Source organism: Streptomyces sp. NPDC016845 (genome assembly GCF_044332585.1).
Taxonomy (GTDB): Bacteria; Actinomycetota; Actinomycetes; order Streptomycetales; family Streptomycetaceae; genus Streptomyces.
Genome location: NZ_JBIRPI010000013.1, coordinates 64,043 through 75,880 on the forward strand (window position 1 = coordinate 64,043; position 11,838 = coordinate 75,880).

Annotated in this window: 9 protein-coding genes; 4 read left to right on the forward strand and 5 right to left on the reverse strand. The window is 72.0% G+C overall.

What is annotated here, in order from left to right; translation table 11 throughout:
* Complete coding sequence (locus tag ACH4RC_RS27080) at positions 1 to 1,419, forward strand: MFS transporter (protein WP_398205579.1); 1,419 nt, start codon at positions 1 to 3, stop codon at positions 1,417 to 1,419.
* Here the strand turns inward: ACH4RC_RS27080 and ACH4RC_RS27085 are convergent.
* The gene (locus ACH4RC_RS27085) at positions 1,416 to 3,218 is read right to left on the reverse strand and encodes a subtype B tannase (RefSeq protein ID WP_398205581.1); all 1,803 of its coding nucleotides are present in this window, start codon (positions 3,216 to 3,218) and stop codon (positions 1,416 to 1,418) included. The genes ACH4RC_RS27080 and ACH4RC_RS27085 overlap by 4 nt on opposite strands.
* Before the next feature lie 208 nt (positions 3,219 to 3,426).
* Between ACH4RC_RS27085 and ACH4RC_RS27090 the strand changes: the two genes are divergently transcribed.
* Positions 3,427 to 3,600, forward strand: coding sequence for a hypothetical protein (locus tag ACH4RC_RS27090; RefSeq protein WP_398205582.1), 174 nt, complete (start codon positions 3,427 to 3,429; stop codon positions 3,598 to 3,600).
* A 347-nt stretch (positions 3,601 to 3,947) separates the two neighbouring features.
* Here the strand turns inward: ACH4RC_RS27090 and ACH4RC_RS27095 are convergent, their stop codons facing one another.
* Positions 3,948 to 4,805 (reverse strand): carbohydrate-binding protein, encoded by an 858-nt coding sequence (locus tag ACH4RC_RS27095; RefSeq protein ID WP_398205584.1) that lies wholly within the window; start codon positions 4,803 to 4,805, stop codon positions 3,948 to 3,950.
* A 37-nt stretch (positions 4,806 to 4,842) separates the two neighbouring features.
* Positions 4,843 to 5,781 (reverse strand): helix-turn-helix domain-containing protein, encoded by a 939-nt coding sequence (locus ACH4RC_RS27100; RefSeq protein ID WP_398205586.1) that lies wholly within the window; start codon positions 5,779 to 5,781, stop codon positions 4,843 to 4,845.
* Between the two features lie 196 nt (positions 5,782 to 5,977).
* Between ACH4RC_RS27100 and ACH4RC_RS27105 the strand changes: the two genes are divergently transcribed.
* Both ACH4RC_RS27105 and ACH4RC_RS27110 read left to right on the forward strand, forming a co-directional pair.
* A complete protein-coding gene (locus tag ACH4RC_RS27105) occupies positions 5,978 to 7,105 on the forward strand; it encodes a LysR substrate-binding domain-containing protein (RefSeq protein WP_398205588.1) in 1,128 nt (375 codons plus the stop codon).
* 119 nt (positions 7,106 to 7,224) lie between these two features.
* A complete protein-coding gene (locus tag ACH4RC_RS27110; RefSeq protein ID WP_398205589.1) occupies positions 7,225 to 8,592 on the forward strand; it encodes a carbohydrate-binding protein in 1,368 nt (455 codons plus the stop codon).
* 69 nt (positions 8,593 to 8,661) lie between these two features.
* On the opposite strand, the gene ACH4RC_RS27115 is transcribed toward ACH4RC_RS27110, so the two are convergent.
* Both ACH4RC_RS27115 and ACH4RC_RS27120 read right to left on the reverse strand, forming a co-directional pair.
* A complete protein-coding gene (locus tag ACH4RC_RS27115) occupies positions 8,662 to 9,897 on the reverse strand; it encodes a hypothetical protein (RefSeq protein WP_398205591.1) in 1,236 nt (411 codons plus the stop codon).
* Between the two features lie 220 nt (positions 9,898 to 10,117).
* Positions 10,118 to 11,836 (reverse strand): adenine deaminase C-terminal domain-containing protein, encoded by a 1,719-nt coding sequence (locus ACH4RC_RS27120; RefSeq protein ID WP_398205592.1) that lies wholly within the window; start codon positions 11,834 to 11,836, stop codon positions 10,118 to 10,120.
* Positions 11,837 to 11,838: the final 2 nt, after the last annotated feature.

Below are 11,838 nucleotides of genomic sequence, written 5' to 3' on the forward strand. Positions count from 1 at the left end.
ATGTCACCCTCCAACGCCTCACCCGCCAACGCCTCCCCCTCCAACGCGTCACCCGCCAACGCACTGAACCGGCTCGACAGGCTGCCCGTCTCCCGGTTCCACAAGCTCACCCTGATCGCCGTCTCCTTCGCCTACTTCTTCGAGTTCGCGGACATCAACAGCTTCGCCACCACGGCGCCGAAACTCATCGACGTGTGGGGGGTGACGGTCGACCAGGTCGCCTATGTCACCTCCCTGTCGTTCTTCGGCATGTTCATCGGCTCCGTCGTCGGCGGCGCCGTCGCCGAACGCTGGGGACGCAAACAGGCCCTGCTCCAGACGACGTTCTTCTTCGCCTTCTTCTCGTTCGCCTCGGTCTTCTCCTGGAACCTGGCGTCCCTCGGCGTGTTCCGCGTCCTGACGTCGGCGGGCCTGTCGGCGATGACGGTGGTCGCCGTCGTCTACGTCAACGAGATGTATCCGGCGGCCGTACGCGGCAAGTACCAGGCCTACGCCATCGTCATCGGCATCTGCGGCACGCCGGTCACCAATCTGATCGCGAGCGCCGTCGTGCCGCTCAGCGACTGGTCGTGGCGCCTGGTCTACCTGTGGGGTTCGCTCGGCGTCCTGCTGGTCTTCTTCACGCGGCGGCTCAAGGAGTCACCGCGCTGGCTGGAGAGCCGGGGCGACCACGCGGCCGCGGACAAGGTGCTGCGCGAGATAGAGACGCAGGTCGCGGCGGAGAAGGGACCGCTCCCCGAGCCCGCGCCCCCGGTCGAAGCGGCCGTCTTCCGGAAGGCCCCGCTGCGGCTGCTCCTGCAGAAGAAGTACCTCTGCCCGACCCTGCTCCTGACGGTCCTGTGGGTCACCCAGACCATCGGCTTCTTCGGCTATTCGAGCTGGGCGCCGACGCTGCTGGCCAAGGAGGGCATGAGCGTCGAGAAGTCCGTCTTCTACGCGGCCCTCACGACGGTGGGCGCACCGCTCGGCTCGTACCTCGCCTCCCTCGTCACGGACCGCTTCGAGCGGAAGTGGTCGCTGGCCGTGTTCGGCGCGGTCATCGCGGTGTGCGGCCTGCTGTACGGGCTCACGTTCAGCCCGGTCCTGATCGTCGTCTTCGGTTTCCTGGTGAACTTCTTCGAGCGCGGCTACACGGCACTGGCGTACGCCTACTCGCCCGAACTCTTCGACACCCACGGCCGTTCGCTCGGCACGAGCGTCTCCTACGGGCTCGGCCGCCTGTCGAACGCCGCGGGCCCGCTGATCGTGGCGGCGCTCTACAGCAGCCACGGATACCGCAGCGTCTTCTACTTCATCGCCGGCACCTGGCTCGTCGGCGCTGTCGTCCTGGCGCTGTTCGGTCCCCGCACACGCCGGGCCCGCCTCGCCGCGGCCGAGGGGCAGCGGGAGGAACGGGCCCAGGTGGTGCGTACCGGCTAACTCCTGTGCCCGGTGAGCGGGTCGCCCGCCTCGCGGACGGCGCCGGCGATCCAGGCCATGGCCTCGGGCACGTCGTAGTTCCCGGCGTGCGGCTGGTTCCAGGCGAGCCGGTAGTCCAGGTTCTCGACCTGCTTGTCGGCGGCGAGCGCCCGGTCGAGGTTGAGCGAGACGGTGAACGCGGTGTCGCGGTCGCGGGTGCCGTGGCGGACGTACCAGTTCGGGGCGGTGTCGGCGCCGGTGCCGATGAAGTCCATCGGGTTGATGAGGCGGACCTGGTCGTCGACGGTGGTGCTCTTCTTCGCCGTGTACTGCTTCCAGGTCAGGCCGGTGTCGTCGAGGCCGCTGCCGTCCCCGGCCACGTCGTTGTGGTCCCAGCTGTACGCGGTGTAGTTCATGTACCGCTGGGTCGGCGGGCCGAAGAGGTCGGTCTCGGTGCCGCTGGTGGTGGAGCCGTTGACGCCGAGGGCGTCGAAGGCGGGGGTCGTCTTCGGCTTCGCCTGCGTGGCGACGAAGGCGAGGTAGTTCTCCATGTCGAGGGAGCGCACCTTGCCGGTGGCGGTGTCGACGTCGATCCAGTCGTTGACGTACGAGGTCGTGGTGGGCGGACCCCCGGGACCGCCCGAGGTGATCTCGAACGTGCCGCCGAGGGCCGGGATGGTGTGCGCCGAGTCCGCCTTGAGGTAGGTCTCCGCGGAGCGGACTACTTCCATCCTGATGGTGTCGAGCAGCGTCGCCGTGGTCAGCCGCGAGCCGTCGGGGTTGCGCAGTCCGAGGCCGCGCTCGTACTCGGCGAAACGCTGGGCGAGCGCGGTCGCGTCGGCCGGTGAGGGGTTGGAGTCGGTGGCGTCCCGGGTGCCGAGGACGTTGAACAGCCACTCGTAGGCGATGTCGGCGTTGCCCAGGTCGGTGATCGGGCAGTAGGCGTTGACGGCGAAGACGTCGTCGCGCAGTGTGCTGCGGCCCTTGGCGTCGATCCCGGCCGCGCCGATCTCGGCCAAGTAGCGGTCGTAGGCGGGGCTGTTGCCGGAGGCGCCCAGGATCGAGACGAGGGCGCCGCCGCCGCTGGTGCCGTTGATGACGATGCGTTCGGCGCTGCCGGGCATGGCGGCGTCGTTGAGGCGCAGGTAGCGTACGGCGGCCTTGGCGTCGACCACCGCGGCCGGGGCCTTGCCGGTAGCTGTGCCGTCGGCGCCTACCAGGCCGCGGCTGCGGTTGGCCACGTCGACGAACACATAGCCCGCCTTCAGCACGGCACCCACATTGCTCGTGGAGCTGCTGTAGGAGGCGCCGTCGGTGACGCTCGCTCGTATATGACTGGCTTTCCAGCCGCTGTTGTTGACCGCGAAGTAGACCGGTGTGCGCTGGTCGCCGAAGGCGCTCTCGGGGACGAACACGTTCATGCTCTGGTAGCCGCACGCCGGGTTGGAGATCGTGGTGGTGCCCCCGCCGGGGCCGCCCGGCTGCTGGGCCGCCGCCGCCACGGGGTTCGCGACGTAGCAGATCTCCTTGTACCAGCGCACCTGCACCGGCCGGCCGTCGACCGAGACCGTGATCGTCGTGTAGGCGGCGGAGTCGAAGTCGAGGGCGGTGTCCTGCGGGTCCGCCGTGTGACCACCGCCGGGCAGCGGGGCCGCCGCCGCGACGGAGGTCGGCACCGCGATCGCCGCGAGGACGAGGGAACTCGCGAACGCCGCGCCGCGCAGGAGGCGGCGGCGGCGGCCGGTCCCCTTCCCCCACGAACGGGCGAGCGGCTGGTAGGCGACCGGCTGGTGGGCGAGCGCGTCACGACCGAGAAACACAGACTGCCTCCGCATAGGTATCCCCTTAACGAGGACGGATCGTCGGGCTCACGCACGCTACGGGATTGTTAACAATATGCCTAGCAATCTGGCGGACTTTGACGGTCCGGTGCGAGTGCGGAACGTGCGCCGGTAGGTGTCGGGCGGGACGCCCGGGGTGCGGTTGAAGCGGCGGCGCAGCGGCACACATCGCCTACGGACTGAACGGTTGGGACCCACACCTGGCACACATGCGGCGGGCAAGGCGTCCGTCGAGGCGGTCGCGCGCATCCTGGCCGGGAACGCGCGCGCCGCCGGTGTGGTCTCGGCGGGCGAGCTCTTCGGCGCACCCGGCTTCCTGCGCGCCCTGCGCCCGCATGTCACACCGGTTCAGGCCGGTTGACGACGGCGTCGGGGTCGGCGGGCAGGTACCGGCGCACCGGGCCTCGGCCGCGGCGGTCCCGGAACGTCCGGAACACCGGAACTCCCGAACACCCCGAACACCCGGAACTCCGGGAGCTCCCGGAGCTCCCGGAGCTCCCGGAGCGATGGCAGGGTCACTCGTCGGCGGACTGCCGACCTGCCCCACGCAGTCCTCGCCATCGCTCCGGTCGCAGGCAATCAGCACTGATGTCCCTGTGTCCGGCCTTCCCCCCTGGTCGGCCGAGAGGGCAACCCCGCGAGGAGGTCCGCGGGCGTGCCGCCGCACGGCCGGCCGGGGCCCGTCAGGAGACCCGTTCGGCCGTCGGCTCAAGCGGCCCGCCACAGTGCGGGCACGTTCGGCGGCTCCCACCCCGGCTGGGCCGTGTGTGCCTGGAGACACACGTAGGCGCGGCCCGCATACGTGACCCGGTCACCTGCCCGGTAGGTGGCGCCCACGGCCCATGTGCCGCCCGGCGGAGTGGGTGTGCCGGGGCCCGGATCCTGCGGCACGTCGAGGACGAAGTCGAAGGCCGCCTCCCGGCCGCCGCCCCCGTCCCGTACGTTCATGAGCAGCCGCGGGTCGAAGATGCTGTCGGTGTTGTTGCGCGGCTCGTTCGGGAAGTACAGCTGCGTGGTCAGGACCCGGCGGCCGGGCGCCTGCAGTTTGACGTGCAGGTGCCGCGTGCGCCCCGGGTACAGGCCCGGCAGGATCGTGGTGAGCGTGAACGAGCCCCGGGAGTCGGTGAACTGGTGCCCGCGCAGCCGGAAGCCCGTGTTGTCGTAGGCGCCGCCCGCGTCCGCCTGCCACCAGTCGAGGAGGACGCCGGACACGGGGAGGCAGGCGCGGCCGAAGACGTAGCCGGTCACGGTGAGCGGGGTGCCGGGCATGCCGGACTCCCGGAGGTTGGAGCGCTGCGGTGAGTTCGGTTTGAAGTAGGGGCCCTCGATCTGCTCCGGGGTGGGGTCGTCGCCGTCGTCGCACTCCGGGGTCAGCTCCGGTGTTCCGCCGTTCGTCGCCACCGTACGGGCCAGGGCCGGGCCGGCGACCAGGGCGACGGGGATCGCGGCGGTGGCCGCGAGCGCCGCGCGCAGCACCGTCTTGCGGCGGATCAGCCGGGGAGAGTCCGCCGAGCCGTCGGCGCCGAGGCCGTCCGGTTCCGGGCCGCGCGTGCCTGCTTCGTCCATGTCTCCTCCTCGTGGGGGGGGGTGGTGGGCACCGAAGCTAGGCGGGCGCGGGAGGTGGTTCGAGGGACTCATGTGCACGGCTGTGGTGTTTTCGGAAGGCGCCGGGGCTGCTGCCGGTCTCGCGCCGGAAGAACCGCCCGAAGTAGGCGGGGTCGTCGAAGCCGGTGCGGGCGGCGACCTGCCGTACGGACAACTCGGTGTGTGCGAGGAGTTGTTGCGCCAGGTAGACACGTGTCTCGATGAGCAGGCGGCCGGGCGGACGCCCGGTCGCCGCCCGCACCGCCTGAGTGAGGTAGCCAGGTGTGACTCCGAGCCGCTCGGCACACTCCCGCACGCTCAGGGCCGCCGCTTCGGGCCGGGCGATGAGCCGCGCGAACTCCTCGGCCACGGCGGCCGTACGCCCCTCGGCGCGCGGCACCCGGCTCGGCCCGTCGTCGGCGGGCAGCCGGGCGGCGCGGACGACGAGGACGTGGAGCAGCGAGCGCAGGACGCTCTCGTGCCCGGCGGCGCGTTGCCGGTGCTCCGCGATCAACTCGGCGACGAGGGTCCGGATCGACCGGTCGTGCTCGGTGTCGAGCCCGAACCAGCAGCGCGCCCCGAGTTCCCGCAGCACCTCGCGGTCGCCCGGGTGGTCCACCAGGAAGTCGTCGGTGAACAGGACGAGCGAACCCTCGGGGCCCCGGCCGCCCTCCCAGTGGTGCACCTGGCCGGGCAGGATCACCGCCAGCTGCGGGGGCCGCACCGGCCACCGGGCGAGATCGGCGACGTGGGCCCCCGAACCCGCCCGGACATGCACGATCTCGTAGAAGGTGTGCCGGTGCGGCCGGTCCCACCGGGACAACGGGCCCACCTCCTCGAAGGAGCCGGCGGCGAACGGCGGGGCGCCGGGCCCGGCCAGCTCCAGGCGGTGGAGCGGCACGTCCCCCGCGCCGGCCGGCAGGCTCGGGGTTCCCGGTAGGACGGTGGTGTTGCGCACCGGTCGCGCTCTTCCCTTCGGTCGCGCTCCTTCCTTCGGTCGCGCTCCTTCCATCCGCCGCGCTCCTTCCATCGGTCTCGCTCCTTCCATCCATCGCGCTTCTCTCACGGACACCGGCCGGGTCGCGCACATGCGTTCCCGTTCTGGTCTGTACCAACCCCTTGCCCGTTCCTTCCGCCCGCCGCAAGCTCCCCTCATGGAGCTGGAGTTGAGGCATCTCAAGACCATCCGGGCCATCGCGGACGCCGGCAGCCTGACCCGGGCGGCGGTGGTGCTCGGAGTCGCGCAGCCCGCCCTCAGCGCACAGCTGAAGCGCATCGAACGAGCCCTCGGCGGGGAACTCTTCGAGCGCGGCCGGCACGGCGTACGGACCACCGCCCTCGGCGAGCTGGTCCTCGAACGTACCCGCATCGTGCTGCCCGCCGTCAGCGAACTCCAGCGCGAAGCCGCCCGCTTCGCCCGGACCCGTCCGGACGGCGACCGGCCCCGGTCGCGGCTGCGGCTCGGCGGGACGCACGGACCGCTTCTCGGCGCCCTGGTGGACCGGCTCGCCGACGCCGCGCCCGCCACCACCGTGACCACCTGCGCCTCCTGGTCGGAGCGTGAACTCGCCAAGCTGCTCACCGAGGACAGCCTCGACTTCGTGCTCACCGGCGCGTGCGGCCTGGCCCCGCCGCCGGAACCGCCGGAGTCCCCGCGGGTCCGGTGGGAGGAGATCGCCGTCGACCCGGTCTTCGTCATGCTCGCCGACGGTCACCGCCTCGCCCGCGGCCGGGAGGTCGAACTCACCGCGCTGGCGGACGAGGAGTGGTCGTGCGTCCCGGGCGACGGCTGCTTCGCGGACTGCTTCACGGCGGCCTGCGCCCGCTCCGGCTTCACGCCCCGGCGCATGTACGAGACGGACACCGCGTCCTGCGTCCACCTCGTGCAGGTCGGCCGGGCGATCGGCCTGTGCCGCGCCACCTTCCCGCCGACACCCGGCCTCACCATCCGTCCGATCGCCGGTACGCCCCTGTCGTGGCGGCATCTGCTCGGCTGGCTCCCCACCGGACAGCGGCCGGACACCGCGGCGATCGTGCTGGCCCAGGCGCGCGAGGCGCATGCGAACGCGGCGGCGCGCAGCGGCAGTTACGCGCACTGGCTCGCCCAGCGCCACCCGGCAGCGGACGCCGTGCCCCGCCCGGCAGCGGACGCCGTGCCCCGCCCGGCAGCGGACGCCGTGCCCCGCCCGGCACCGGACCTGCGCCCGCACCCCACCGCCGATTCCATGACGCGCGGCTCCGCGGCACGCGGTTCCATAACGCGCGGGCAGGGGGTCGGCTGACGTCTTACGGGCCGCGACGGGTGCTCCTACGGTGTCGGCACTCCCCACAGATCCACAGATCCACAGATCCACCACGGTTCAGCGATCCACAGATCCACCGATCCCCAGGAGACCTCCCCATGCCCCACAGACACCTCAAGGCCACATGTGCCGCCGTCGCGGCGGCCGGTGCCCTGCTCGTTTCCGGGCTCACCGGCTCCGCACACGCCGGGGCGGCCCCTTCCCCCGCCGCTCCGACGGCCGCCGAGACGCTGCGCACCGACGCGGCCCTGCCCGCCCTCCTCGCCGCGCTCCAGCGCGACCTCGGCCTCACCCGGCAGCAGGCGGACCGCCGCCTGGCCAACGAGGCCGAGGCGGGCGCCACCGCGGGCCGCCTGCGCGCCGCCGTCGGCACAGACTTCGCGGGCGCCTGGGTGAGCGGAACACTGTCCGACACCCTGACCGTGGCCACGACCGACCCGGCCGACGTACGCGCCATCCGCGCGCGGGGCGCCGACGCCGTCGTCGTGGACCACACCCTGGCCGCGCTCGACGCCGCCAAGACACGTGTCGACCGGGCCGCCACACGTCACGCCACCACCAGCACACCCGTCTGGTACGTCGACGTCACCGCCAACAAGCTGGTCGTCCAGGCGACCCGGGCGAGCGCCGCCCGCTCCCTCCTCGCCGTGGCCGGTGTCGACGCCTCCCTCACCCGGATCGAGCGGGCCACCGAACAGCCGCGCCCGCTCTACGACCTGCGCGGCGGCGACGCCTACTACATAGGCAGCGGCAGCCGCTGCTCCATCGGTTTCCCGGTCACCCGCGCCACCCAGCAGGGCTTCGCCACGGCCGGCCACTGCGGCCGCGCGGGCGCCACCACCTCCGGCTCCAACCGGGTCGCGCAGGGCACGTTCCAGGCGTCCGTCTTCCCCGGCAACGACATGGCGTGGGTCGCCACGAACTCCAACTGGACCGCGACACCGAACGTCAACGGCTCCAGCGCGCAGGTCGCCGGGTCCACCCAGGCCACCGTCGGCTCCTCCGTGTGCCGCTCCGGCTCCACGACGGGCTGGCACTGCGGCACCGTGCAGCAGCTCAACACCAGCGTGACCTACCAGGAGGGCACCATCTCCGGGGTCACCCGCACCTCGGTGTGCGCCGAACCGGGCGACTCCGGCGGCTCGTTCATCTCCGGCAGCCAGGCCCAGGGCGTCACCTCGGGCGGCTCCGGCAACTGCACGAGCGGCGGAACGACCTACTTCCAGCCGATCAACCCCATCCTCCAGAACTACGGCCTCACCCTGAAGACCACCACATCGGGACCCGGGGACCCGGGCGAGCCCGGTGAGCCCGGTGAGCCCGGCGGCACCTGGGCGGCGGGCACCGTCTACCAGGCGGGCTCCACCGTCACGTACGGCGGCGCCACCTACCGCTGCCTCCAGGGCCACCAGGCCCAGACGGGCTGGGAGCCGCCGAACGTACCGGCGTTGTGGCAGCGGGTGTGAGCGCTGCGTGACCGTCGACGTGCCGGTGGCCCCGCGCTTGCTCGAAGCGGCCGGGCCACCGGCACCCTGTCAGGACGCGGGCTCGGCCGGCAGGGTCCGTACGAAGACGTCGTAGGTGTTGTTGGTGTCCTCGGGGACGACAGTCGAATCGTCCGACTCGAAGACGACCTTGCGGCTGTCGCTGGTGATCAGAGGGCCTCCGGTACTGGCGTGGACCGGACTGCCGTCCATCGCGGTGCTCACCGTGCGCACCGCACCGGTCTCCAGGTTCCGGACGTAGAGGGCCGGTCGGGTGGCCGACGGGCCGGAGAACGCCGTGTAGAGCACGAAGCGCCCGTCAGGGCTGAGTTTGCCGCCGGTGACCCCGGTCCGGGATCCGTCGGGCGGAACCGGTCGCGTGGTCCCCGTGGCCAGATCACGGATGAAGGTGTCGGAGTCCTGGTCGTCCGCGGTCACCGGACTGTCGTCGCCGCGGGTGAAGGAGACGAGGGTGCCGTCCCCGCTCATCGACACCTGACTTACTGTCCGCTCCGGCGTCGGTCCGTCCTGCGAGACATCGACCACTTGCCGCTCGCCCGTACTCCGGTCGACGACGAAGACATTGCCTCGCTGTGCCCCCTGGGGAACGGACCGGGTGTAGGTGTACGCGACCCGCCGGCCGTCATCACTGATGACGGGCACGCCCGCGAAGTAGGTGTCGCTCGTGGTGTTGGGCTGGCTCACCCACTGCGTCGTGCCCTCCTGCAGATCACGCACGTACACCCGGCTGCCCTCGCCGCCCGGCCCGGACCAGCCCCTGGCCTCCTCGAACACGACGTAGCGCCCGGAACCGCTGATCCGGCCGTTGTACGCGCCGCCGGCGTTGAACTGGCCGAGTTGGACGTCCACCCGCTGAGTGTCGCCCGTCGACAGGTTCCGTACGTACAGGCCGTTCGGTGACTTGAGCACCACCAGTTCGCCCGAGGCGCTGAAGTCGTGCACATCCGCGGGGACACCGTTGACCTCCACCCGCTCCAGCGTGCCTGTGTGCAGGTCACGCAGGTACGACCAGTACCAGCCGCCGCCCCACGGAGGCTTGCTGGGAAGCACGAGGTTCGTCGCCTGCGAGGTGAAGGCGACGTAGTGTCCGTCCCTGCTGATCACCGATCTGTACGACGTCCTGTTGCCCTGCACCCCGTCGGCGCTGACGCTGACCCGCTCCGTCACCGCGTCCCCGGGTTCGGCGTGCGCGACCCCCATCGGCAACAGCGCCGTCAGCAGCACCGCCCCCAGCACACCCGTCGTCGCGGGTGAAAGCTTGCGCATGTTCCCCCCTGAACATTCGCGGCCCCGGCCCCCTGCCGAGGCACCAAGCGATCCAACCGCAGCGGGCCCGGCGCAGACAATCAGCGGGTACTCAGCCCCGTTCTGTACAACCTTGGACGCGGTTCGAGCGTCACCATTCGCCCCTGGCCGCCGACACCCAGTCGCGTACGGGCTCCGAGGGGATGGGCCATGGATGGTGCCACCCCGGACCCGCCGCCGCTCAGTCCGTCGCCGTGGCCCCCACCGGCTCGCGCCGTACGACGTCCACCAGGGACTTGTCGGTGATCTTCAGCGCCGGTGAGACGGCGAGCGTCAGGGTCGACACGCTCATGAACGGGTTGAGGTGCAACCAGCCCCAGTCCTCCAGGGCGGCGCGGACCGCGGCCGCCTGTTCGGCGACGTCGCGGGCCGGGCGGGCGGACAGCACACCGCCGACCGGGAGCGGCATGCGCGCGGCGACGGTCTCGCCCACCGGGCCCCGGACGACGGCGACCCCGCCCCCGTCGGCGACGACGGTCGCAGCGGCGGTGGCCATGGCCGATCGCGACGTGCCGATCGTCAGAAGGTTGTGGCTGTCGTGCGCGTACGTGGAGGCGACGGCACCGTCAGCGAGTTCACGGCCCAGCAGCGGCGCGAAGACGGCGCCAGGACGGCCGTACCGGTTGCGGACGCGCACGAGCGTGGCGCGTCCCTCCCACCGCACCTCGCCCCCCTGTACGGGCAGTTCGATCTCGGCGGCCTCGGTGTAGGTGTCCCGCTGGTTCACCCGCATCGCGCGAAACGTGTGCACACCGTCCGGCAGGTCCACGTACCACCGGAACGCCTCCGCGTCCTGCGGCTCGACGTCGACGCGGCTGTCGAGGGGTACGAGGGCGGGGGCGTCGTCCGCCGTCACCGGCCGGACCGGTGCGCCGTCCCGGCCCGCGACCTGACCGCCGACGAGCACCAACGCCGGGTCGAACGCGGCCAGTTCACCCCGCAGCAGTACCAGGTCGGCGCGCTTGCCCGGCGACACGACGCCGCGGTCGTGCAGCCGCAGGCGCTGCGCGGGCGTCCACGTCAGGGCCTTGAGCACGACGTGCGGCGGGAAGCCGGCAGCCACGGCCACGCGCGCGATGTGGTCGAGGTGGCCCTTGTCGACGATGTGGTCGGCGGCCAGGTCGTCGGTGACCAGGCACAGCGGCGGGAGCTGGGGCAGCGCCAGGAGGGCCGCCGCCACCTCCTCGTTCAGGCACTTCTCCTGAAGCATCATCGTCATGCCGAGGCGGGCCTTCTCCAGGACCACCTCGGTGCGGTTCTTGGTGTGGTCGGAGTCGACGCCGGTGGCGAGATACGTGCTCAGCTCGGCGCCGGTGAGGTTCGGGCAGTGGCCGTCCAGAATGGCGTCCTGCGCGCGGGCCACGGCGGTGATGTCGTGCATCCGCCGGTCGCCGCTGACCACGGCCCGGTAGTCCATGACCTCGCCGAGCGCGATGACGCCGGGCCAGCGCAGCATCTCCGCGATGTCGTCGGCGGAGAGCGCGGCGCCCGCTTCCTCGAGGCCCTCCAGGGCGGGCACGCAGGACGGCACGCCCCACAGCTGGGTCTGGGCCGTCTCCCGTCCGGCGTCGATCATCCAGCGCATGGCGTCGCGCCCGGCGACGTTCACGATCTCGTGCGGGTCGGCGAGGACGGTCGTCGTACCGCGGGCGAGCGTGACGGCGGCGAACTCCTGCGGGGTGAGGAACGCGCTCTCGATGTGCATGTGGGCGTCCACGAACCCGGGGACGATCAGCATGCCGGTCGCGTCGATCTCCTCCCGGGCGTCGGCCGGGGTGCCGGGGGGCAGCACCGCGCTGATCACGTCGCCTCGTACGAGGACGTCGGCGGCGAACTCCTCGCCGGTGAAGGTGGACACCACGCGCCCGCCGCGGATCCGCAGGTCGTGCTGGTCACTCATGG